At 70.4% G+C, this 23510-nt stretch carries 20 protein-coding genes and 1 tRNA gene; 9 read left to right on the forward strand and 12 right to left on the reverse strand.

What is annotated here, in order from left to right; genetic code table 11:
- Positions 1 to 320: 320 nt before the first annotated feature.
- Entirely contained in the window at positions 321 to 818 is a 498-nt protein-coding gene (locus tag IU476_RS07095) for a hypothetical protein (RefSeq protein ID WP_228823313.1), read from the forward strand.
- 4 nt (positions 819 to 822) lie between these two features.
- A complete protein-coding gene (locus tag IU476_RS07100) occupies positions 823 to 1119 on the forward strand; it encodes an MTH1187 family thiamine-binding protein (protein WP_195097979.1) in 297 nt (98 codons plus the stop codon).
- 50 nt (positions 1120 to 1169) lie between these two features.
- On the opposite strand, the gene IU476_RS07105 is transcribed toward IU476_RS07100, so the two are convergent.
- The 4 genes from IU476_RS07105 to IU476_RS07120 form a co-directional block, all read right to left on the reverse strand.
- Positions 1170 to 1895, reverse strand: coding sequence for a nucleoside triphosphate pyrophosphohydrolase (locus IU476_RS07105; protein ID WP_195097980.1), 726 nt, complete (start codon positions 1893 to 1895; stop codon positions 1170 to 1172).
- Positions 1892 to 5509: a transcription-repair coupling factor gene (gene mfd / locus IU476_RS07110; protein ID WP_195097981.1), complete on the reverse strand. Its 3618-nt coding sequence runs from the start codon at positions 5507 to 5509 to the stop codon at positions 1892 to 1894. Before mfd ends, IU476_RS07105 begins: the two co-directional genes overlap by 4 nt.
- 64 nt (positions 5510 to 5573) lie before the next feature.
- On the reverse strand, positions 5574 to 6221 hold the full coding sequence (locus IU476_RS07115; protein ID WP_195097982.1) for a TetR family transcriptional regulator: 648 nt from the start codon (positions 6219 to 6221) through the stop codon (positions 5574 to 5576).
- A 217-nt stretch (positions 6222 to 6438) separates the two neighbouring features.
- Entirely contained in the window at positions 6439 to 7056 is a 618-nt protein-coding gene (locus IU476_RS07120) for a TetR/AcrR family transcriptional regulator (RefSeq protein ID WP_195098685.1), read from the reverse strand.
- 361 nt (positions 7057 to 7417) lie between these two features.
- Between IU476_RS07120 and IU476_RS07125 the strand changes: the two genes are divergently transcribed.
- The 4 genes from IU476_RS07125 to IU476_RS07140 all read left to right on the forward strand — a co-directional run bounded on the left by IU476_RS07125 (position 7418) and on the right by IU476_RS07140 (position 10821).
- Positions 7418 to 7488, forward strand: a tRNA-Gln gene (locus IU476_RS07125).
- 130 nt (positions 7489 to 7618) lie between these two features.
- Positions 7619 to 9109, forward strand: coding sequence for a bifunctional UDP-N-acetylglucosamine diphosphorylase/glucosamine-1-phosphate N-acetyltransferase GlmU (glmU, locus tag IU476_RS07130; protein WP_195097983.1), 1491 nt, complete (start codon positions 7619 to 7621; stop codon positions 9107 to 9109).
- The gene (locus IU476_RS07135) at positions 9106 to 10086 is read left to right on the forward strand and encodes a ribose-phosphate diphosphokinase (RefSeq protein WP_195097984.1); all 981 of its coding nucleotides are present in this window, start codon (positions 9106 to 9108) and stop codon (positions 10084 to 10086) included. Before glmU ends, IU476_RS07135 begins: the two co-directional genes overlap by 4 nt.
- A gap of 60 nt (positions 10087 to 10146) precedes the next feature.
- Positions 10147 to 10821, forward strand: a complete 675-nt coding sequence (locus IU476_RS07140) for a DUF2461 domain-containing protein (protein ID WP_195097986.1) — start codon at positions 10147 to 10149, stop codon at positions 10819 to 10821.
- Positions 10822 to 10833: 12 nt separating this feature from the next.
- Here IU476_RS07140 and egtD read toward each other — a convergent pair whose 3' ends face one another.
- The 4 genes from egtD to egtA are packed head-to-tail and all read right to left on the reverse strand — an operon-like array spanning position 10834 to position 15413.
- Entirely contained in the window at positions 10834 to 11805 is a 972-nt protein-coding gene (gene egtD / locus IU476_RS07145) for an L-histidine N(alpha)-methyltransferase (RefSeq protein WP_195097988.1), read from the reverse strand.
- Complete coding sequence (locus IU476_RS07150; RefSeq protein ID WP_195097990.1) at positions 11802 to 12743, reverse strand: class II glutamine amidotransferase domain-containing protein; 942 nt, start codon at positions 12741 to 12743, stop codon at positions 11802 to 11804. Before IU476_RS07150 ends, egtD begins: the two co-directional genes overlap by 4 nt.
- Positions 12743 to 14083 carry an ergothioneine biosynthesis protein EgtB gene (egtB, locus tag IU476_RS07155; RefSeq protein ID WP_195097992.1) on the reverse strand — a complete coding sequence of 447 codons (1341 nt, stop codon included), beginning with the start codon at positions 14081 to 14083 and terminating at the stop codon, positions 12743 to 12745. Before egtB ends, IU476_RS07150 begins: the two co-directional genes overlap by 1 nt.
- A gap of 52 nt (positions 14084 to 14135) precedes the next feature.
- Positions 14136 to 15413 (reverse strand): ergothioneine biosynthesis glutamate--cysteine ligase EgtA, encoded by a 1278-nt coding sequence (gene egtA / locus IU476_RS07160; protein WP_195097994.1) that lies wholly within the window; start codon positions 15411 to 15413, stop codon positions 14136 to 14138.
- A gap of 221 nt (positions 15414 to 15634) precedes the next feature.
- On the opposite strand from egtA, the gene IU476_RS07165 reads away from it, so the two are divergent.
- Positions 15635 to 16825 (forward strand): aminotransferase class V-fold PLP-dependent enzyme, encoded by a 1191-nt coding sequence (locus IU476_RS07165; RefSeq protein WP_324193916.1) that lies wholly within the window; start codon positions 15635 to 15637, stop codon positions 16823 to 16825.
- A 124-nt stretch (positions 16826 to 16949) separates the two neighbouring features.
- Entirely contained in the window at positions 16950 to 18605 is a 1656-nt protein-coding gene (locus IU476_RS07170) for a fatty acyl-AMP ligase (RefSeq protein ID WP_195097999.1), read from the forward strand.
- A gap of 19 nt (positions 18606 to 18624) precedes the next feature.
- On the opposite strand, the gene pth is transcribed toward IU476_RS07170, so the two are convergent.
- Both pth and IU476_RS07180 read right to left on the reverse strand, forming a co-directional pair.
- Entirely contained in the window at positions 18625 to 19221 is a 597-nt protein-coding gene (gene pth / locus IU476_RS07175; protein WP_195098002.1) for an aminoacyl-tRNA hydrolase, read from the reverse strand.
- Positions 19222 to 19243: 22 nt separating this feature from the next.
- Complete coding sequence (locus IU476_RS07180; RefSeq protein ID WP_195098003.1) at positions 19244 to 19849, reverse strand: 50S ribosomal protein L25/general stress protein Ctc; 606 nt, start codon at positions 19847 to 19849, stop codon at positions 19244 to 19246.
- A gap of 402 nt (positions 19850 to 20251) precedes the next feature.
- Here IU476_RS07180 and IU476_RS07185 point away from each other — a divergent pair, with 402 nt between their 5' ends.
- The gene (locus tag IU476_RS07185; protein ID WP_195098004.1) at positions 20252 to 21868 is read left to right on the forward strand and encodes a peptide chain release factor 3; all 1617 of its coding nucleotides are present in this window, start codon (positions 20252 to 20254) and stop codon (positions 21866 to 21868) included.
- 4 nt (positions 21869 to 21872) lie between these two features.
- Here IU476_RS07185 and IU476_RS07190 read toward each other — a convergent pair whose 3' ends face one another.
- Both IU476_RS07190 and IU476_RS35950 read right to left on the reverse strand, forming a co-directional pair.
- Entirely contained in the window at positions 21873 to 22394 is a 522-nt protein-coding gene (locus tag IU476_RS07190) for a nuclear transport factor 2 family protein (protein ID WP_195098005.1), read from the reverse strand.
- A 73-nt stretch (positions 22395 to 22467) separates the two neighbouring features.
- Entirely contained in the window at positions 22468 to 23292 is an 825-nt protein-coding gene (locus tag IU476_RS35950) for an Abi-alpha family protein (protein WP_324193918.1), read from the reverse strand.
- Positions 23293 to 23510: the final 218 nt, after the last annotated feature.

Below are 23510 nucleotides of genomic sequence, written 5' to 3' on the forward strand. Positions count from 1 at the left end.
GACCCCGGAAAGACGGGGAGCTGTTACGAATGATGCAACCGCCGGTACCCGTTCGTCAATCGCGCACGTCGCAGGTCCCGAGCTGTTTTCACATCCGTAACGGAAAGATGCCGAACCGTCGGTACCCGACGGGTACCAGACCTCTTCACAGTGTACAGGTTAGGGTAGGCTCACCGTTCGATCGGCGCTCCGGCGGAGCCGCGTGCGCCGTCCCGGGCGCCTGTCCACCTCCGACCCGGCGAGCAAGCGGCGCAACGGCTTACACTACTGGGTACGCGCGATTCAGCCCGCAGCGCGAGCCGACCGTGAGGTGACGAAATATGGTAGCCGAAGCCCGGGAACGTCAAGAGACCTCGACCGAGCCGCAGGCGGATATGACCGAGCATCCCGAACTGGACGTACTTCCGGAATGGCCGCGGGACACCATCGGGGTGCTGGTGACCACCGACCCGTCGCCGCACGCCATCCCGGTGTCCTGGCCGGTCCGCGCCGGCGACCACCGAATCCTGTTGAGTCTCAGGTCCAACCGCGGCTCGCTGGCCCGGCTGCGCAAGCGCCCGGACGTGGCGCTGCTGCTGCTCAGCGGCGACAATGTGGCGCTGTGCGCGCGCGGCACCGCCCGCGTGGTCGCCGACCCGATGCCCGACGCCGAGGACTACGTGGCCGTCGCCATCGAGGTCGACGTGATCGACGACCACCGCCAGGGCGCGTTCCTGGTCGCCGCCGGCATCCAGCGCACCGTGCTCGACGAGTCCGAGCTGGAGTACCTGGAATCGCGTGTCGCTACCCTGCACGACATGGCGCAGCACCACAATTGATCCCATGATTGCAGCATTCTCGGTCGCGCCCCTCGGCACCGGAGAGGACGTCGGCCGGGCGGTCGCCGAAGCCGTCCGCGTCGTGCGCGCCAGCGGCCTCCCCCACGAGACCACGGCCATGTTCACCTCGATCGAGGGCGAATGGGACGAGGTCATGGCCGTCATCAAGCAGGCCACCGACGCCGTCATGGCCAACGCCCCGCGGTGCAGCCTGGTGATCAAGGCCGATATCCGGCCGGGGGTCACCGACGGTCTCACCTCGAAGGTCGAGAGCGTGGAGCGCTACCTCGCCGAGGACTGAGCCTGTGGCGTAGCGACCATCGGTGTCGCTCGCACTCGCGCCCCGCTCGCTCACGACGGCAGTCCGTCACCGGCTCGGGGCCAGAATGCCCGCCACTCCGATTCCCCCAGCGGGGCGCGCTTCCCACGCGCCGCCTCGGCGGCATCCTCGGCCGCGCGAATCCGCGCGGCGAACGCCAGGGTCGCCTTGCGCAAGCGTTCTTCGGCGCTGTCCGGGCCGCCCAGGTGCACCACGCGCAGCGACTCGGGGATCAGGTCCTCGGGCAGCCCGGCCTTCAGGCCGCGGGAGCGGACCTTCTCGGCGAGGGCTAGGGCGGGCTGGGCCATGGCGATGCCGTCGAGGCAGGAGCGCCGGGCCTTCTCCGTGGATTTCCTTTCCTCCCAGGCCCTTTCCTGAGCGGCGATCTTCTCCTCGACGCTGCCGCCGAACGCGGCCGCGCCGTCGAGCAGGTGCGGGCTGCGGTGCACCAGCTTGTCCACCAGGGCGGCGGCGACGTCGTCGACGGTGAATTCGCCTGCGGCCTCGGCGATCCGGGAGTGGAACAGCACCTGCAGCAGCAGGTCGCCCAGTTCCTCCTTGATGGTGTCGACGTCGCCGTGCTGGATGGCGTCGAGCAGTTCGTAGGTCTCCTCCAGCAGGTACGGCCGCAGCGAATCGTGGGTCTGGGTGATCTCCCAGCCGCCGAAACTCCATAGCCGGTCCATCACGTCGACGGCCGCGGCGAGGCTGTGCGCCATCCGCGCGGAGTCCGCCGCGGTCGGGTCGGCCGCACTCATCGCGCCGCCGACACCTCGGTCGCGACGCGCAGATCCACTGTGCCCTGCGGCTTTCCGTCCAGGGCGAGCAGCAGATCGGCGATGAACTGCAGCAGTCGCACATCTCGCAGCCGGGCCGCGCCGACGCTGTCCTCCACCCGCGGCAGCGGCAGCTGCACGATCGAGGTGGTGGGCCGGTAGGTGGCGTTCGGGTACAACCGCTTGAGCCGCAACTGTTTCGAGTCCGGCAGCTGCAACGGCGACAGCTTGAGCGTGGTGCCGCTGACACCCACCTCGGTGAGCCCGTACTCGCGGCACAGCAGCCGCAGCTTGGCCACCGACACCAGCCGCCCGACCTCCACCGGCAGCGGGCCGTACCGGTCGACGAGTTCCTCGACCACGCCCGCCAGCGCCGAATCGTCCTGCGCGGCGGCGAGTTTGCGGTACGCCTCCAGGCGCAGCCGGTCGCTGGCGATGTAGTCGGGCGGGATGTGCGCGTCCACCGGCAGGTCGATGCGCACCTCCTTGACCTCCTCGTCGGTGGTGATCGGCCGGCCGTCGGCGGCGGCGCGGTAGGCCTCCACCGCCTCGCCGACCAGCCGCACGTACAGGTCGAAGCCGACGCCCGCGACATGTCCGGACTGCTCGGCGCCGAGCACGTTGCCCGCGCCGCGGATCTCCAGATCCTTCATCGCCACGGCCATGCCCGCGCCCAGATCCGAGTTCTGCGAGATGGTGGCCAGCCGGTCGTATGCCGTCTCGGTGAGCGGCTTCTCCGGCGGGTACAGGAAATAGGCGTACCCGCGCTCGCGACTGCGCCCGACCCGGCCGCGCAACTGATGCAGCTGCGAAAGACCCAGGGCGTCGGCGCGTTCCACGATCAGGGTGTTGGCGTTGGAGATGTCCAGGCCGGTCTCGATGATCGTGGTGCACACCAGCACGTCGTATTCGCGCTCCCAGAAGCCCTGCACGGTCTTCTCCAGCGTGTCCTCGTTCATCTGGCCGTGCGCGACCACCACCCGCGCCTCCGGCACGAGATCGCGAATCCGCTTGGCCGCCTTGTCGATCGAGGAGACCCGGTTGTGCACGTAGAACACCTGGCCGTCGCGCAGCAGCTCGCGGCGGATGGCGGCGGCGACCTGCTTGTCGTTGTAGGCGCCGACGTAGGTGAGCACCGGGTGGCGCTCCTCGGGCGGGGTGAGGATGGTCGACATCTCGCGGATGCCGGCCAGGCTCATCTCCAGGGTGCGCGGGATCGGGGTGGCCGACATGGTCAGCACGTCGACGTGGGTGCGCAGGGCCTTGATGTGCTCCTTGTGCTCGACGCCGAAGCGCTGCTCCTCGTCGATGATGACCAGGCCCAGTTCCTTCCACCGGATGCCGGTCTGCAACAGGCGGTGCGTGCCGACGACGATGTCGACGTCGCCGGAGGCCATGCCGTCCAGCACTGCTCGCGACTCGGCGGGGTCGGTGAAGCGGGACAGCCCCTTCACCGTCACCGGGAAGCCCGCGACCCGCTCCGTGAAAGTCTGCAGATGCTGTTGCGCGAGCAGCGTGGTCGGCACCAGGACCGCGACCTGCTTGCCGTCCTGCACCGCCTTGAACGCCGCGCGCACCGCGATCTCGGTCTTGCCGTAGCCGACGTCGCCGCAGATCACGCGGTCCATCGGGACGGCCTTCTCCATATCGGACTTGACCTCGGCGATGGCGGTCAGCTGGTCGACGGTCTCGGTGAACGCGAAGGCGTCCTCCATCTCCTGCTGCCACGGCGTGTCGGGGCCGAAGGCGTGGCCGGGGGCCGCCTGCCGGGCCGCGTACAGCTGCACCAGCTCGGTGGCGATCTCGCGAACCGCCTTGCGCGCCTTGCGTTTCGTATTCGCCCAGTCCGAACCGCCGAGCTTGGACAGGCCGGGCATCTCGCCGCCGACGTAGCGCGACAGCTGGTCCAGCGAATCCATCGGCACGTACAGCCGGTCGCCGGGCTGGCCGCGCTTGCCGGGCGCGTACTCGATCACCAGGTACTCGCGCCGGGCCCCGCCCACGGTGCGCTCGATCATCTCGACGAACCGGCCGATGCCGTGCTGGTCGTGCACCACCAGGTCGCCGGCGGACAGCGCCAGCGGGTCGACCTGGTTGCGGCGCCGGGCGGGCAGCTTCTTGCCCTCGCCGGGGGCGGTGACCCGGTTGCCGGTCAGGTCGGATTCGGCGATGACGACCAGCTTCGCGTCGTCGAACACGATGCCGTCGTGCAGCGAGCCGCACAGCACGCCGACCACGCCCGGCACCGGCTCGGCGCCCGGGTCCAGTGCCGCCGCCGGGACCTCCGCGTCGGCGAGCCGCTCCCGGATGCGTTGCGCCGTACCGTGTCCGGCGACCACCACGACCGCGCGGCCGCCGGTCGACACGTGCGCGCGCAGCGTCGCGAAGACCGTCGCCACCAGCTCCTCCGAGCCGCGGGCCGCCGGCGCGGCCAGCACGGGCAGCGCCACCTCGGCCGGGTCGTCGGAGGCCAGCGGGCTCAGCGTCCACCAGGGCAGGCCGTGTTCGTCGGCGCTGGCGTGCACCACGTCCAGTCCGCGGTAGGCCGAGGCCGCCAGGTCGAGTCCGTGCGCGCCCAACGGCGCGGCGCCGCCGAAGGAGGCGGCGGTCCACGACGCCTCCAGGAACTCCTGCCCGGTGCGGACGAGGTCGGCGGCGCGGGTGCGGATCTTCTCCGGGTCGCAGAGCAGCACATGGGTGTGCGCGGGCAGCACCTCGGTGAGCAGTTGCAGGTCGCCGGGCCGCAGCACCGGCAGCAGCGCCTCCATGCCCTCGACCGGGATGCCCTCGGCCAGCTTCGTCAGCATCTCGACCAGGGCGGCGTCGGCCGGGTTCTCGGCGGCCACCTCGGCGGCCCGGACCCGCAGGTCCTCGGTCAGCAGCAGTTCGCGGCAGGGCTGCGCGACCACGACGTCCACGTCCACCTCGGACAGCGAGCGCTGGTCGGCGACCGAGAACGGGCGCAGCTCGGTGACCTCGTCGCCCCAGAACTCCACGCGCACCGGGTGATCGGCGGTCGGCGGGAAGAGGTCGAGGATGCCGCCGCGCACGGCGAACTCGCCGCGCTTGCCCACCATGTCGACCCGCTCGTAGGCGAATTCGACCAGACGCGCGATCAATTCGTCGAAATCGTGCTCGCTGCCGACGCGCAGCGCGATCGGCTCGATGTCGCCGAGGCCCGCGGCCATCGGCTGCACCAGCGAGCGGACCGTCGTGACGACCACGCGCAGCGGCTCCGGATAGACCGGATCCTCCGGGTGGGCGAGCCGCCGCAGCACCTGCAACCGCCGGCCCACCGTGTCGGCGCTCGGCGAGAGCCGCTCGTGCGGCAGCGTCTCCCACGAGGGGAACAGCGCCACCTGCTCGCCCAGGATCTCGGCGAGCTCCACGGTCAGGTCGTCGGCCTCGCGCCCCGTCGCGGTCACCACCACCAGCGGCCGCTCCCGCGCCACGGTCTCGGCCACGAACGGCCGCACCGCAGACGGCGCCACCAACTGCACCGGCGACCGCCCGATCAATCCGCGGACCTGCGCCAATGCGGCATCGGCACCGGCCACCGCGGCCAGTCCCGCAAGAGGTGGACGAGGGGTGGGCATGAGACAGACTCCTGGCGCAGAGAAGCGAATTAGGGCGGCCAACCGAGTCTAGTCACAACAGAAATTACGGTACGTAGCGGCGTAATCGGCGAGCAGCGAACTCGCGGAAGTACGCCACCTTCTCCTCCGGGACTATCGAGGGGAGCAGGAAGTACCAGACGCGTTCCATGCGGGCGGCCATCTGGTCGATGGAGTCGGTGCCGACGGCGGTGATGTGCACGCCCGAGGACATCTCCTGCAGGAGCAGGCCGATGGTCTCCGGGTCCAGGTCCGGCAGCAGGTCGCCCTGGGCGATGGCGCGTTCGGCCAGCAACCGGTGCGTCTCGCCCCAGGTCTTGGCGATGTTCTCGCCCGTGGCGCCGCGGTAGTCGCCGATCTGGTGGGTCAGTTTCAGCATGGCGCCCACCATCGGATCGTTCATGGTGAGGTCGGCGACCACGTAGGTGATGCCGATGCAGGCCTCGAGCGCCGGCACCCGGGGATCGAAGAATCCCTGGCAGGCGCTCACCAGTCGCTCGTTGCCCTGATCGACCACGGCGCGCGCCAGCTCCTCCTTGGAGCCGAAGTGAAAGTACAAGGCGCCCTTGGTCACATTGGACTGTGCGATGATCTCGCTCAGGCTCGCGTTCGCGTAGCCCAGCCGCAGGAAGACATCGGCCGCGCCCGCAAGGACGGAATCGCGAGTGATCTCCGCACGCGCTTGCCTAGCCATCAGATCCGCCTGTCATCAAACCAGCCATCCTGAAGTAGACCGACATCCCGAAGTTGACCGACATCACAGCTCGAACAGCACTCGAAGGATGGGTGAACCGTACCACCCGACAGGCCCGAGTCTGCGGAATCGAGCATTCGGACCAGCCTCCTTCGCTAATTTTGGGTTAACCGTCCAGTTCTGCGCGCCGCGGGCGTTCGCACGGCGCGTCGCGGGGCTAGGGCGCCGCCCCGCTGGGCCATTCCGAAGCCAACTGCGGGTCGGCCTCCAGGTGCGTGAGCCCGTTCCAGCACAGGTTCACCAGGTGCGCGGCAACCACTTCCTTCGAGGGCTGCCGCTCGTCCAGCCACCAGGTCGCGGCGGTGGCGGCGACCATCCCGACCAGCGCTTGCGCGTAGAGCGTGGCCAGACTGGTGTCGAACCCGCGCCGCTCGAAATCGCCGCCGAGAATATGCGCCACCTGATTGACCGCCTCGTTCAGCAGACTGGAGTAGGTGCCCTCCGCCGCCGACACCGGCTGGTCGCGCATCAGGATCCGGAACCCGTCGGTGCGCTCCTCCATGTAGGTCAGCAACGCCAGTGCCACCTGTTCGAGCCGCACCCGCGAGCGGTTCTGCGTCAGCGAGGAGGTGATCATGTCGAGCAGCGTCGACATCTCCCGGTCGACGACCACCGCGTACAGCCCCTCCTTGCCCCCGAAGTGCTCGTACACAACGGGTTTGGACACTTGGGCGCGCTGGGCGATCTCCTCGATGGAGGTGGCGTCGTAGCCGCGTTCGGCGAACAGCGCCCGGCCGATCTCGATCAGCTGCTGCCGCCGCTGGGTTCCGGTCATGCGGGGCCGCGGCGTCCGGCTCGCCTCATTCGAAGACATCGATCCCGCCGCCTCCCTACGAATCCCGTCGCGACTTGCACCGACAACTCTCTCAGACACCCTTGCCCCCGCGCGCGGCAGCCCCGGAAGATCTTGGGGAATCTCCCAACGCGGCAGCCGATCTCATTCCCACGGGCTACGATCCCGGCTCCGCGGCGCTACCGGCGTCCCACCGCTTCCGCGCGCCGCCCGACGGTCGCCGCCGGACCCGCGACGCGTCCGCTCCCGGCGGGCTAGGTGGCTCTTTGGGGCTCGGCATGCGAGGATCATTCCCGCGTGCCGTGACGTGGCGGCGGATGCGTTCGATCCGCCGACGCGACAATCCGCCGTAGTGTAATGGCAGCACCACTGATTTTGGTTCAGTTAGTCCAGGTTCGAGTCCTGGCGGCGGAGCTCGGGGGCGCGGTGACCGCAGTCGGCCGGCACGATGCCCTAAGGTCGATCGGCGGTGCCCGCGGTGACCGAGGACGGAAGTGACCAAGGGACAGCAGCCCACACGATGACAGGCAGCCGAGGGAGATCCATGCCACAGCAGACCGCCGTCGTCGTTCTCGCAGCCGGTGCCGGAACCCGAATGCGGTCGAAGACTCCGAAGGTTCTCCATTCACTGGCCGGCCGCAGCATGCTCGCGCACGCGCTGCACGCGGCCAACGAGATCGACCCCTCCTACCTCATCACCGTGATCGGACACGACCGCGACCAGGTCGGCGCCGCGATGAATTCCGTTGCGGCGGAACTGGGTCGCGAGATCATCCCGGCGGTGCAGGAACAGCAGCTGGGCACCGGCCACGCGGTGCAGTGCGCGCTCTCCGCGCTGCCGCCCGACTTCGCCGGCGATCTGCTGGTCACCTCCGCCGACGTGCCGCTGCTCGACGGCGACACGCTCGCGGCGCTGCTGGCCGAGCACCGCAGCTATCCGCAGCGGTCCGCGGTGACGGTGCTGACCTTCGCGCCCGAGGACCCGAACGGCTACGGCCGCATCGTCCGCGACGCCGAGGGCCACGTGCTCGAGATCGTCGAGCACGCCGACGCCACGCCCGAGCAGGCCGCGCTCACCGAGGTCAATTCGGGTGTCTACGTCTTCGACGCGGCGGTGCTGCGCGCCATGATCGGGCGGCTCACCACCGCCAACGCCCAGCACGAGCTGTACCTGACCGACGTGCTGAAGCTCGCGCGCGAGGGCGGGCACCCCGTGCACGGCGCGCGACTGGTGGACGCCAACAAGGTCACCGGCGTGAACGACCGCGTGCAGATGGCCGCGGCCGCCCGCATCTTCAACCGCTACCTGCTCGAGCGCCACATGCGGGCCGGGGTCACCGTCATCGATCCGGCCACCACGTGGGTGGACGCCGGTGTCCGGATCGGCCGCGACGCGGTGCTGCGGCCGGGCGTGCAGTTGCTGGGCAACACCGTGATCGGCGAGGACGCCGAGATCGGCCCCGACTCCACCCTCACCGACGTGGTCGTCGGCGACGGCGCCACGGTGGTGCGCACGCACGGTTCGGGCGCGACCATCGGCCCGTCGGCGACCATCGGGCCGTTCGCGTACCTACGCCCGGGGACCGTGGTCGGCGTCTCCGGCAAGCTCGGAGCCTTCGTCGAGACCAAGAACGCCAGCATCGGCGCGCATTCGAAGGTGCCGCACCTGACCTACGTCGGCGACGCGACGATCGGCGAGCACAGCAACATCGGCGCGTCCAGTGTTTTCGTGAACTACGACGGGGTGCACAAGCACCACACGGTCGTGGGTTCCCATGTGCGCACCGGGAGTGACACGATGTTCATAGCCCCGGTGACCGTGGGCGACGGCGCGTATTCGGCAGCGGGTACTGTGCTGCGGAGAAACGTTCCGCCGGGGGCCCTGGCCGTCTCGGGCGGAGCACAGCGCAATATCGAGGGCTGGGTGCAGCGGAAACGTCCCGGGACCGCTGCGGCGCAGGCGGCGGCCGACGCAATCGCGGCCGGTGACAGGGCGAGTCAAGCAACCGAGCAAAAGGATGGCAACAGAGAGTGACCGCGTTCTCGACCGATAATCAGAAGAACCTGATGCTGTTCTCGGGGCGCGCTCACCCCGAGCTGTCCGAGCAGGTAGCCAAGGAACTCGACGTTCCGATCACCCCGCAAACTGCCCGCGACTTCGCCAATGGCGAGATCTTCGTCCGGTTCGAGGAATCGGTGCGTGGCTCGGACGCCTTCGTGATGCAGGGCTTCCCGGCCCCGCTCAACGAGTGGCTGATGGAGCATCTCATCATGCTGGACGCGCTCAAGCGCGGTTCGGCCAAGCGGATCACCTCGGTGCTGCCGTTCTATCCCTACGCCCGGCAGGACAAGAAGCACCGCGGCCGCGAGCCGATCTCGGCCCGCCTGGTCGCCGACCTGCTCAAGACCGCCGGCGCGGACCGCATCATCACCGTCGACCTGCACACCGACCAGATCCAGGGCTTCTTCGACGGCCCGGTCGACCACATGCACGCGCTGGTGCAGCTGTCGGAGTACGTGCGCACGCATTACCGCACCGACAACGTCACCGTCGTCTCCCCCGACGCGGGCCGCGTGAAGGTCGCCGAGAAGTGGGCCGACTCGCTGGACGGCGCCCCGGTGGCGTTCATCCACAAGACCCGCGACCCGCTGGTGCCCAACCAGGTCAAGTCGCACCGCCCGGTCGGTGACGTGGACGGCCGCACCTGCATCCTGATCGACGACATGATCGACACCGGCGGCACCATCGCCGAGGCCGTGCGCGTGCTGCGCGAGGCCGGCGCCGGCGACGTGGTCATCGCCGCCACCCACGGCGTGCTGTCCAACCCGGCCGCCGAGCGCCTGTCGGCGTGCGGTGCGCGCGAGGTGATCGTCACCAACACGCTGCCGATCACCGAGGACAAGAAGTTCCCCACGCTGACGGTGCTGTCGATCGCCCCGCTGCTGGCCCGCACCATTCGCGAGGTCTTCGAGAACGGCTCGGTCACCGGGCTTTTCAACGGTTCCGCCTAGCAGGAAGGACCCGCGGACCGTGCCGACATGCCCGTGCGAGCGGGCGATAGGTTGGATGTCATGAGCGAGTTCGCGGGTTTCCCGATCGCGGGATTGGACTTCTACGAGGACCTGGAAGCCGACAATTCGAAGACGTTCTGGGCCGCCAACAAGCACGTCTACGAACTGTCCGTGAAGCAGCCGATGACGGCCCTGATGGCCGAGCTGGAGGCGGATTTCGGCGGCGCCAAGATCTTCCGGCCCTATCGGGACGTGCGGTTCTCGAAGAACAAGACGCCCTACAAGGATCATCAGGGCGCGATCGTGCACGTCGCGTCCGGGACGGGCTGGTACGTGCAGATCGGCGCGCCCGGACTGTTCGTGGCCGGCGGCATCTACGCCGGGTCGCCCGCGCAGCTCGCGCGCCTGCGCGCCACGATCGACGACGAGGTGCGCGGGCCCGAGCTGGAGCGGATCCTCGCCGCGCTGGCGAAGGCCGGATATCCCACGGGCGGTGACCGATTGAAGACCCGGCCCAAGGGCTATCCGGCCGACCATCCGCGCATCGACCTGCTGCGCCACAAGTCGCTGCTGGTGAGCAAGGAGTTCGGCGCGCCCGACTGGCTGTCGACACCGCGGGCCGCCAAGGAGATTCGCGAATCCTGGGAGACCATGCGGCCGCTCGTCGAGTGGCTGGGCGCGGTCGTCGGGGGCGAGAGCGAGGCGCCGCCGGCGGGCGGCAAGGGCCGCCGGTAGCGCCTCGCCGGTTCAGCGGCGGGCGGCCAGCACCAGCGCGAAGCGGTCGTCCGGATCGGTCCACACCTGCTCGGTGTCGAAGCCGCTCGCCGCCAGTTCGGCCGTCAGACCCGCGGTCCGGAACTTGGCCGAGATCTCCGTGCGCATCTGCTCGCCCGCGGCGAAGCGCACCGTCAGGTCGAGATCGGCGACGGTGACGGTCATGTCGCGGGTGGCCTCCAGCCGCATCTCGATCCACTCGTTCGCCGCGTCCCACACGGCCACGTGCCGGAAGCTGTCCGGATCGAAGTCGGCGCGCAGCCGGGAGTTCAGCACGTGCAGCACATTGCGGTTGAACTCGGCGGTCACGCCCGCGGCGTCGTCGTAGGCGGGCACCAGCACAGCGGGATCGATCACCAGGCCCGCGCCGAGCAGCAACTGTTCGCCCGGCTCCAGCACGTCGTGGATGCTCGCGAGGAATTCGGCGCGTTCGGCGGGGACCAAATTTCCGAGCGTGCCACCCAGGAAGGCGATCATCCGGCGGCCGCCGCGCGGCAGGTTGTGCAGCGTATCGGTGAAATCGCTGACCACCCCGTGCACGGCCAGGCCGGGGAACTCGGTGACGATCTGCTCGGCGGCCTCCTGCAACGCCGACACCGAGACATCCTGCGGGACATACGTTTTCAATGGCCCCTCGCTGCTCAGCGCGGCGAGCAGCAGCCTGGTCTTGGCCGCCGAACCCGCGCCGAGTTCGACCAGCACCTCGGCCTGCGCGATCCGGGCCACCTCGCCGACGACGCGCTCCAGCAGAGCGCGCTCGGTCCGCGTCGGGTAGTACTCCGGCAGCGCGGTGATCCGCTCGAACAGCTCGCTGCCCCGGGCGTCGTAGAACCACTTGGGCGGCAGCGTCTTCGGAGTGGCGGTGAGCCCGCGCCGGGCATCCGACCGCAGCGCGGCGGTGAGGTCGTCGTCGGTGAGGTGGATTTCCAGCGTCGGTGCGGTCATGAACGCGCCCTTTCGGATTCTGCGGTGTCGAGCGGGACGACGGACAGCCGGCCGGGCCCGGCCGTCACCAGCTGCCGGTCCGCGACGGCCTCCCATCGCGGATCGTCGTCGTAGGGTTCGGAGGCCACCACCACCGCCGCCTCGGTGACCAGCACCGACAGCGAGTGGTAAACGGTAGTGGCCCAGAGCGTTTCGCCATCGCTCAGCAACAGGTTCACGCGGGCCCGCGGCGCCCGGGCCAGTACGGCGGAGGTCAACCGGCACAGCGCCCGAGCGGGTTGCGCGGGGGCCGAGCCGTTGGTCTCTTCCTGCGCGATGAGAGTCCAGGACTCGGGAGTATCGGCGATGGCGTAACCGCCCGGGGCGAAGTCCGGCGTTTCCAGCAGGTGGCGCAGGATCACCCACAGTAGGGCGGAATCGGTGTGGGATTCGGCGTCGAGGAGCGCGGGCACGCCGAATTCCGCGGCGACGTCGGTCAGCACGCGCTGCCAGTCCTGCACCACCCCGTTGTGGCTGAAGGCCCACGGGCCGTGGGTGAACGGGGCGCACGCCGAACGCTCCACCGGCATCCCCACCGTCGCCGAGCGCACCGCCGCCAGCACGGCCGCGGACCGCAGCTGCGGCAGCACCTCCGTCACCGCCGGATCGGTCCAGATCGGCGCGGCATTGCGATACCGGCTGGCGCGCAACGCGATCGGCCCGGAACCACCGACGCGCCCGCCCACGCGCAGCACAGCGGAGTCTTCGGTTCGCCCGTTCGTCCCCTGCTCCGCGACGACCGGCACCCACCACGCGACGCCGAAGCCGTCGGCGTTGATCGTGCCGCCGCCGCGCATCTCGCGCGGCGCCCAGGACTGGACGCGCAGCGAATGCTCGCCGCGGGTGAGCAGGTCGCCGACGGGGACGGGTGGCCCGAGGTAGCCGAGGTGTCGGCACATCAGCGTTCGTCCGGGCGCAGGTCGCGGGCGAGGCGGAAGCCGGAGAAGATCTGGCGGCGGATGGGGTGGTCCCAGTTGCGGAAGGTGCCGCGGCAGGCGACCGGGTCGGTGCCGAACGAACCGCCGCGCAGCATCTTGTAGTCGCCGCCGTAGAAGACCTCGGAGTACTCCCGGTACGGGAACGCCTCGAAACCCGGGTACGGCGCGAAATCCGAAGCGGTCCACTCCCAGACGTCGCCGATCAGCTGATGCACGCCGGCCGGTGACGCGCCCGCCGGATAGGCCCCGACATCGGCCGGTTCCAGGTGGCGCTGACCGAGATTCGCGGTGGCCTCGGTGGGATCGGCGTCGCCCCACGGGTAGCGCCGCGTGCGGCCCGTCTCCGGGTCGAACCGGGCCGCCTTCTCCCACTCGGCCTCGGTGGGCAGCCGCTTGCCCGCCCAGTTGGCGTAGGCCTCGGCCTCGAACCAGCATACGTGCACCACCGGCTGCGCCGGGCGCAGCGGTTCCGTATTGCCGAAAACCCGTCGGTGCCAACCGTTTCCGCCGTCACGCTCCCAGAACTGCGGTGCGACCAGCCCGGCTTCGCGCCGGTGCGCCCAGCCGCGCTCGGACCACAGCTCGGGACGCTCGTAGCCGCCGTCGGCGACGAACCGCTCGTACTGCGCGTTGGTCACGGGCGCGGCGTCGATCGCGAAGCCGGGGACGTGCACCCGGTGCGCGGGCCGCTCGTTGTCCAGCGCCCACGGATCGGTCGAGGTGCCCATCGTGAAATCGCCACCGGGGATCACGACCTCCCCGGCCACCGGCACCCGTGCCGCGGGCGCGGACGGCGCGGTCAGCACCGCCGGGCCCGTGCGCAGCTGGTGCGTGGCCAGCATGGTCTCGTCGTGCTGCTGCTCGTGCTGGGCGATCATCCCGAACGCGAAACCGTCGTCGACCAGTCGGTCGCCGCGTAACGTGCTGCCGGACAACACATCCCACACCTTCAACCGCACCGACCCGACGTAGCCGCGAGCCTCGCCGGGTGTCAGCAGCGGCAGCGCGGGCCGGTCGGCGCGCGGGTGCTGGAACGCGTCGTAGAGGTGGTCGATGTCGGCGCGGACCGGTTCACGCCCGCCGACATCGCGCACCAGCCACAGTTCCTCCTGGTTGCCGATGTGCGCGAGGTCCCAGACCAGCGGGCTCATCAGCCGCGAATGCTGGGCCACCAGCTCCGCCTCGTCGACGCAGTCGGTCAGCGCCGCGGTCCTGGCACGGGACCGCTCGAGCACGTCGGCGATCCGTTCGCGCAGCCGCTCGGTCTCGGCGCGGTCGGTTCCGGTGAGGTGAACTGTCATGGGAGAGCTCCGGATTCGTCGAGCGGAGTGGGTGCGGTGCGGGCGAGCCGCCTCATGCCGGTGGCTCCGTCGCCGTGCCGGGACCGCCGGTGGGCGTGCGGCCGTCGCGACATCGGCGGGCGGCCTCGTGCAGCGCGTCGGCCGCCGCCGGCGTCGTCGCGTGCGCGGCGGCGAGATCGAGCAGATCCACCGCCGCCGCACGGATCTGCGTGTCCGCCAGGCCGCACCGGGCCGCCTCCAGCCACTGCTCGGCCACCGGATCGGCGAGCCGGGTGGCCTCGGCGACGACGGCCGGAGCGGACAGCAGCGCCTCGAACGCGTGGATCGGCACGCTCCACGAATCACCCGGCTGCGCGTCCAGATAGCGCACCTCCAGGTGACCGGAGGCGCGCACCGGCGGGAACATCGTGGTCAGGTGATAGTCGAGATCGGCGAGCTCCGGGCGGCGGCCCACCTCGTCGTCGAGGGCGCCGCACAGCCAGTCGGCGAAGGTCGCGCCGGGCGGGGCGGCCCAGTCGCCCGCGCCCTCGGTCCGCACGCACAGCAGCGGGACGTCCAGCACCCAGCGGGCGTACTCGGTCACCGGGTCGGACCAGTGCCGCACCGAGGGCCTGGTGCGCGCGTGATCCAACCGCAGCCAGGCCCGCATCCGCTGCGAGGCCCACGCCCCGGCCGGCGCGCCCCGCAGCTCCGGCGAGCAGGCGAAGGCGGCGAGCAGGGCCGGTCCGACGGCGTAGAGGGCCGCCCAGCGGGCCGCCACCTCGGCCGGGTCCGCGCCCGCGTCGACGCTCACCTGCGTGGCCGCGGTGTTGCACATCATGAGCTTGCCGAACGGGCCGATGCCGTCGAAAGTGCGTTCCATCGCGCGGTAACGCGGCAATTGCAGCACCCGCGCGGGTGGGCGGGCGGCGTCGGCGGCCGCGGCGACGAGGCGAATGGATCGACTGTGGAGCAGCTTCTCGAGCAGGCGCGCATCCGCGCGCAGGCGCTCACACAGTTCGGCGGCCGCCGGAAACGGGGCGCTGGAGAGTTCGATCTGACCACCGGGTTCGAGAGTGACCCGGCTGCCTCCGGGCAGTGGTAGAGCGGGCGATTCGGAGGCGACGGACCGCGGTGCGTGCGGTCCCAGAGCATCCGCGAGCACGGCCGGCTCCGGACGCGAGTGCGGCGGCGAAGGCTCCTCGGGCACGGTGAGCCACTCCAGTTCGGCGCCGATCAGCCCCGGTGGACCCTGTTTGAAGCAGACACCGCCGATGTACGCCTCGGCCGCGGCTCGCGAGGACAAGCCGGGGCTCGCGCCGATCGGGGTCCGTACTGCCGTGATAGCCATGCCAATCCTCCGCTCTGCCGCGGCTGAACCCTGTCAGCCGCCACAGCCGTGCCGCCACTAGCCGGGCAACGGAAGGCCGGACCGCTGCCTTCCACCGACCCGACCCAGAGTAACGGGGGTGACCGACAAGAAGTCTGAAGAATTGGTGACGTTCGCCCGGCGAACGCCTCCGACCAGGAAAGATGCCGCGCAGCCGAAGTCGGTCTTCTATCGTCGGTGAGGTGCTCGATCAGACTCGCCTCCGCGCCGACATCCCCGCCTACGACGACCCGACGCGCCCGTCGCCGGTCTTCCTCGACAGCGCCGGCTCCTCGCTGCCGCCGCGGGTGGTGCTGGACACCGCGATCGGCCACCTGCGCCGGGAGGCCGAGGTGGGCGGCTACCGCGCCGCCACCGAGCGACTGGACGACCTGGCCGCGGTGAAGACCGCGATCGGCACACTGCTCAACGCCGATCCCGCGGGAATCGCCTTGAGCGACAGCGCGAGCCGGTCGTGGACCGACTTCTTCTACTCGATTCCGCTGGCGCCCGGCGACCGGATCCTGGTGTCGGGCACGGACTACGCCAGCAACGCCATCGCGGCGTTGCAGCGGGCCCGCGCCACCGGTGCGGTGGTGGAGGTCATCCCCACCGACCCGACCGGGCAGATCGATGTCGACGCTCTCGCCGGGCAGGTGGACGAGCGGGTCAAGCTGGTGTCGCTGCTGCACGTGCCCACCAACGGCGGCCTGGTCAATCCCGTCGCCGAGGCCACCCGGGTCGCCCACGAGGTGGGTGCGACCGTGCTGCTGGACGCCTGCCAGTCCGCCGGGCAGCTGCCGCTCGACGTGGCGGCGCTCGGTGTGGACGCGCTGTCGGCGACCGGCCGCAAGTGGCTGCGCGGGCCGCGCGGCACCGGATTCCTCTACGTGCGACCGGAATTGGCGGCCACCATGGAACCGGCCCGGCTCGACCTGCACAGTGCGCAGTGGACCGGGCCGCACGAGTACCGCCTGGCGCCCGACGCCACCCGGTTCGAGTTCTGGGAACACGACGTCGCCGCCCGTCTCGGCCTCGGTGCCGCCGTGCGCTACCTGCTCGACCTCGGCCCCGACAACGTCTACGACGCCATCGCGGCCAACGCCGAGTACCTGCGCAAGACGCTGCCCGAGATCCCCGGCGTCACCGTGCGCGACCTCGGCACCCGGCACAGCGGCATCGTGTCGTTCACCGTCGACGCGCTGCCGCCGGTCGAGGTCCGCGACCGGCTGCGCGAACAGGACATCACGGTCACCGTCAGCCACCGCGGGTCCACGCTGCTCGACATGTCGGCCCGGCGGCTCGACGCCGTGCTCCGCGCTTCCCCGCACTGCTTCGTGACCACCGCCGAGCTGGATCGCTTCGTCGACGCCGTTTCGGCCGCGAGCCGCTGAGCGACCGGGCACACTGAACCGGAACGCCGCGGCATCCGTAATCCGGTGGTGTGGGACCGAGCGAGATCCGCCCACGCTCTCGCTCGGTCCCGCTTCCCTGTCCGACCTGGTGAGGGAGTCGATCGTGAGTCGGTTCACCGACGAGATGTACGCGACCGCGCGCGAGTCCACGCGCGGGCTGGTCACCGGCGAGCCGGTCGCGCCGCTGCGCCGAACCTGGGGTGAGGTGCACCGGATCGCGCGGCGGATGGCGGGCGGGCTGGCGCGCGCCGGCCTGCGGCACGGTGACGCGGTCGGGGTGCTGGCCGGGATGCCGGTCGACATCGCGCCCGCCTGCCAGGCGATCTGGATGCGCGGCGCGTCGGTCACCATGCTGCACCAGCCGACGCCGCGCACCGATCTGGTGCGGTGGGCGCACGACACCGAGACCGTGCTGCGGATGATCGAGGCCCGCGCGGTGGTGCTGGGCGCACCGTTCGAGGCGGCCGCGCCGCTGCTGGCCGAGCGCGGCATCACCGTGGTCCGCATCGACGAGTTGCACGACGGCCCCGACACCGACCCGCTGCCGACCGCGGAGAGCGATATCGCCTTGCAGCAGTTGACCTCCGGATCCACCGGGTCGCCGAAGGCGGTGCGGATCACGCACGCCAACTTCCGTGCCAACGCCTACGCCATGTTCGACCGGGTGAAGTTCCAGCTCGACCACGACGTGATGGTCAGCTGGCTGCCGTTGTTCCACGACATGGGCATGGTCGGATTCCTCAGTGTGCCCATGCAATTCGGCGCCGAGGTGGTGTGCGTGACACCGCTGGACTTCCTGCACCGGCCGCTGCTGTGGGCCGAGTTGATCACGAAGTATCGCGGGACCGTCACCGCCGCACCGAATTTCGCCTACGCCCTGCTGGCGCGGCGGCTGCACCGGGCCGAGCCGGGCACGGTGGATCTCGGCAGCGTCCGCTACATGTGGAACGGCGCGGAACCCGTCGATCCGGACACCATGGAAACCCTCGCCGACGCGGGAAAGCCGTTCGGGCTCAGCCCCACCGCGATCACGCCGGTGTACGGCATGGCGGAAACCACGCTGGCCGTGTCGATTCCGGACCCGGGCCACGGCATGGTGCTCGACGTGGTGGACGCCGACCTGCTCAAGGCGCTGGGAAAGGCCGTGCCGGTGCAGGATCCGCGCACCCACCACGGCTCGGTGCGACGGCTGCCGACGCTGGGCTACCTGGTCGACGGCCTGGAGGGCCGGGTCGTGGACGCCGATCGCATGCCGCTGCCGACCCGGTCGGTCGGGGTGATCGAGGTCCGCGGCGCGGCCGTCACCTCCGGCTACGTCACCGTGGACGGCTTCCGGCCCGCGCAGGACGAGGCGGGCTGGCTCGACACCGGAGACATCGGCTACTTCACCGAGGAGGGCCTGATCGTGGTGTGCGGCCGCATCAAGGACGTCATCATCATGGGCGGCCGCAACATCTTCCCCACCGACATCGAACGGGCGGCGCTGCGCGTGCGCGGCGTGCGTCCCGGCAACGCGGTCGCGGTGCGCCTGGACGCGGGCCAGCATCGCGAGAGTTTCGCCGTGGTGGTGGAGAGCAACGACCACCAGCACGCCGCCGAGGTCCGCCGCATCGAACACGACATCGTGCACGAGGTCTTCTCGGAGGTCGGTGTGCGCCCCCGCAGCGTGACGGTGCTCGGGCCGGGAGCGCTACCGAAGACTTCCTCGGGGAAATTACGCCGCACCGCGACGGCGACTCTCACTCGAACGAGCGAATAGTCGACAAAGCCGTTCCGGCTCAGTGCAATTGGTTCTGCGCCGGTTCCAGGCCGACGCGGAGCAGCAGCTCGACGGCGTCGGCGGCCTGCTCGACCAGCACCGGGACCTCCTTGCGCTCCACCGAGGAGAACGGCTTGAGCACGAAGTCGGCGGGGTCCTGGCGGCCCGGGGGACGGCCGATGCCGAACCGGACGCGCAGGTAGTCCTTGGTGGTCAGCGAGCTGGAGACCGAGCGCAACCCGTTGTGCCCGCCCTCGCCGCCGCCGCGCTTGAGCCGGATCGCGCCGAAGGGCAGGTCCAGTTCGTCGTGCACCACGATCACCTCGGTCGGCGGCACCGAGAAGAACCGGGCCAGCGCCGCGACCGGGCGGCCGGACACGTTCATGTAGGTGCGCGGCTTGGCCAGCAACACCTTTCGCCCGTCCAGCCGCGCCTCCAGCAGATCGGCGCCGGACTTCTTGTGCACGGTGAAACGGCCGCCGACGCGCCCCGCGAGCGCCTCGGCGACCAGGAAACCGATGTTGTGCCGGGTGCGCTCGTACTCGGGCCCGGGGTTACCCAGCCCGACCACGAGCGCGGGCTGCGCCCGATCCGGTCCGGCACTCGATGCGGTCATCGACAACCGTTGCGAGCCGGTCCTATTCGGCGCTCTCGTCCTCGGACTCGCCCTCGGTCTCCGCCGGCTCCGCGGCCTCGGCGGCCGGGGCGGTGATGACGTTGACCAGCAGGGTCTCCGGGTCGGCGTCCAGGGTGACGCCCTTGGGCAGGGTGATCTGACCGGCGGTGATCTGGGTGCCGGCCTCGGCGCCCTCGATCGAGACCTCGATCTCCTCGGGGATGTTCAGCGCGTCGGCCTCGACCGAGATGGTGGTGGCGTCCTGGGTGACCAGGGTGCCCGCGGCGGCATCGCCCGACAGCACGACGTGCACGTCCGCGACGACCTTCTCGCCGCGCTTGACGATCAGCAGGTCGGCGTGCTCGATGTAGCGGCGGATCGGGTGCACAACAACGGATTTGGTGAGGGCGAGCTGCTTCTTGCCCTCGATCTCCAGGTTCAGCACCGCGTTGGTGCCGTGCTCGCGCAGGATGGCGGCGAAGGCGTGGGCGTCGACCGAGAGGTGCTTGGGGGCCTCGCCGTGGCCGTACAGCACGGCCGGGACGTGGCCGGCGCGGCGGGTGCGGCGCGCGGCGCCCTTGCCGAACTCGGTGCGGACGGTGGCTTCGAGAAGGCTGGCGTCGGACATGGCTGATGAACTCCTACGGCTCTCCGGGCGGTCTGCATATTGGGTCAGGGGCTGGACCTGACCGAGGGGGTCTGCTCGTCGGGCGAAGACCGAACGAGGACGACCGGAAGCCGGGCCACGTCGATCACGGTGTGCACAAGTGCCTCACCCTCGCCGAGACAACCCGACGAGAATAACACGCACCACAGCGCCCCCTCGCACGGCACCCCCTGCTCACCCCGGCGATCCGAACATCCAGCCGCCGAGCCCCCGCAGCCTACCGCCCACTCCCGCCCGAACCCGGCCCGAGCACCACCGACGCACGCCGCCGCCCAGCTGACGGCACGGGCCGGACCGGGGCGGCGAGCGGGCCGTCGAGTACCCTGGAGCGGTTGCCTGTCCCGCGAAGAGGAGCACTCCCCCGTGAATTCCCCGACTGCCGGCGCGACCGCGCCCGGGCTGGCCGAAGAGGTGGCGCGGCGGCGCACATTCGCGGTGATCTCGCACCCCGACGCCGGTAAATCCACGCTCACCGAGGCCCTGGCGCTGCACGCCAAGGTGATCGCCGAGGCCGGCGCGATCCACGGCAAGGCCGGGCGCCGCTCGACGGTCTCGGACTGGATGGAGATGGAGAAGGCGCGCGGCATCTCGGTGAGTTCGACCGCGCTGCAGTTCGAGTACGGCGGCTGCGTGATCAACCTGGTCGACACGCCGGGCCACTCGGACTTCTCCGAGGACACCTACCGCGTGCTGACCGCCGTCGACGCCGCGGTCATGCTCATCGACGCCGCCAAGGGCCTGGAACCCCAGACCCTCAAGCTGTTCCAGGTCTGCCGCCACCGCGGCATCCCCGTCATCACCGTCATCAACAAGTGGGACCGCCCCGGTCGCGCGCCGCTGGAACTGCTCGACGAGATCAGCGAGCGCATCGGCCTCACCCCGACCCCCTTGTTCCTGCCGGTCGGCATCGCCGGCGACTTCCGCGGCCTGCTGCGCCGCGGCCCCGACGGCGAGCCCACCGAGTACGTGCACTTCACCCGCACCGCGGGCGGCGCGACGATCGCCCCCGAGGAGTCCTACACCCCCGAGCAGGCCGCCGCGCGCGAGGCCGAGGTGTGGACGACCGCGGCCGAGGAGAGCGAACTGCTGTCGGCCACCGGCCAGGACCACGACCAGGAGCTGTTCCTCGCCGGCCAGACCTCGCCGGTCATCTACGCCTCGGCGATGCTGAACTTCGGTGTGCGCCAACTGCTCGACACGCTGGTGAGCCTGGCCCCCGCGCCGGGCCCGCGCGACGACGTCGACGGCACCCCGCGCGAGCCCGCGGACCCGTTCAGCGCGGTGGTGTTCAAGGTGCAGGCCGGCATGGACGCCGCGCACCGCGACCGGCTGGCGTTCATGCGCATCGTCTCCGGCGAGTTCGAGCGCGGCATGGTGGTCACGCACGCGCAGACCGGCAAGCCGTTCGCCACCAAGTACGCGCTGACCGTCTTCGGCCGCGAGCGCAACACCGTCGACACCGCCTACCCGGGCGACGTGGTCGGCCTGGTGAACGCCACCGCCCTCGCCCCCGGCCACACCCTGTACGTGGGCAAGAAGGTGCAGTTCCCGCCGATCCCGTCGTTCGCGCCCGAGCATTTCGCGACGCTGCGCGCGCGGAGCGCCGGCAAGTACAAGCAGTTCCGCAAGGCCATCGACCAGCTCGATTCCGAGGGCGTGGTGCAGGTGCTGCGCAACGACACCCGCGGCGACGCCTCGCCGGTGCTGGCCGCGGTGGGCCCGATGCAGTTCGAGGTGGTCACCGCCCGCATGCAGGCGGAGTTCAACGTCGAGACCCAGCTCGACTTCCTGCCCTACCAGCTGGCCCGCCGCACCGACGCGGAATCGGCGCCGGAACTGGACCGCCAGCGCGGCGTCGAGGTCTTCACCCGCACCGACGGGGCGATCCTGGCGCTGTTCAGCGACAAGTGGCGGTTGCAGTACATCCAGAAGGAAATGGCGAACCTGACCCTCGAGCCGCTGGTCGCCACGGCGGACTGAGCGTTCAGCCCATGGTCTCCGCGGCGTCCGGCGGATTGTCGATGTCCGGGGTCATGCCCGGCTCGCGGGCGATGAGACCCCAGCGGCTCGACGTCAGCCGCAGGCTGGGCAGGTCCGACAGCGACAGCACCACCTCGTAGGTGCGCTCGTAGCCGGTGTGCGCGATGCGCCAGGCCCCGTCCTCGCACTTCACGTAGCGGTCGCTGTAGAACGCCGCCCCGCGCAGCAGCATGTTGTGGCCGGGAATGAGCACCGTGTCGGCGAGGTACCAGGTGCCGGTCGCGCTGTCGCCGTCGACGTCGATCTCCGGGTGGTCGCAGCGGTGTTCGGTGATGACGTGCGGGCCGAGCGTGTTGCGCATGAAGGCCAGGAACGCGTCGCGCGATTCGAACTGCAGGTACTCGCTGTAGGTCGCCGTCGCCTCGGGGACCATGGTGTCGGCGAAGTCGTCCCAGGACTTGGTGTCGAGAGCCCGCAGGTACCGGAACTTCAGCCGGCTGATCGCGGAGACGGCGTCGGAATCCATAACTCCACAATCCCACCCGAAGCGGCGAATCTGCGCAGATCGGGAAATCTGTATCGGATTGCTATCAGGCGCGTTACGACCCGTTGATGGAGAAGCAGGTCTTGCAGAAGTCCTCGCCGAACTCGGTCAGGCGCAGGCTCTTTCGCACGATCTTCGGCGCCCGGCCGGCCTGTTTGAGGGCCGTCTCCACGACGGGCTGCACCTCGAGCACCATGTAGCGGCTCAGGATCACCGGATCGTCGGAGGTCATCAGCAGTCCGAGCCGGTTCAGATTGATCAGGTACAGCCGGGCCCGGTCCGGATAACGCACGCCAGCCTGTTCCGGTACCGAGGTCAGGTCCCCGGTGACCAGCTCCGAGCCGATACCCAGCGGCCGGTTGGTACGCACGTCGACCAGCGGTTGCGGTCCGTTGAGCGCCATGAACCGCAGGATGCGCGCCTCGTCGGGGGCGATCTGGTCGAGGATGCGGTCGTAGGCCGGGTGCACGTCCTCGGTGAAGTAGACGTCCGCCGACCGGGCCAGCAGCGCGTCGCCGCGGCGGCGCAGATCGTCGAGGCTCGACGACCGGACGTAGCCGCCGGGGATGGCCTGCTGGGCGTGGCCGTTGCCGGTCGGGACGTAGCTGACGATCTCGCGCACCGAGCCCTCGGTGACGCCGAGGATGTTGCGGGCCACCGACTGCAGCGCCGCGCCGGCCCGCTCGGCGATGTCGGCCGACGACTCGCCGTTGAGGGCGGCCTGGGTGATCTCCTTGGTGACCTCGTAGGTCGTCCCGACCGCCCACTGCCCGCCGCGCACGGCGGTACCGGCGGCCAGCCCGGCCGCGCGGAAGACCCCGCGAATCATGCGGGCCTCGTTGCTGATCTGCCGCTGCTCGACCTCAGAGCTGCGTTCCACGGCGCGGGAACCGGGTCGGACCACGTCCCGTCCGGTCCTGTCGTCTGCCACGTGCTTCTCCGAATTTCACTGGGTGAGCGGGAATCGCTCACATTATTGCCGGTGCTGTGGTGGTCGTCATTCTTCCGGTAGGGGATGTCCGACGCGACATTCCCGACGACCCGTGTGACCGAAGTCTCCCACCCCACCCCCTTGTGGGCCAGGCCGACACCGGAAGT

It is taken from the genome of Nocardia blacklockiae (genome assembly GCF_015477355.1).
Taxonomy (GTDB): Bacteria; Actinomycetota; Actinomycetes; order Mycobacteriales; family Mycobacteriaceae; genus Nocardia; species Nocardia blacklockiae.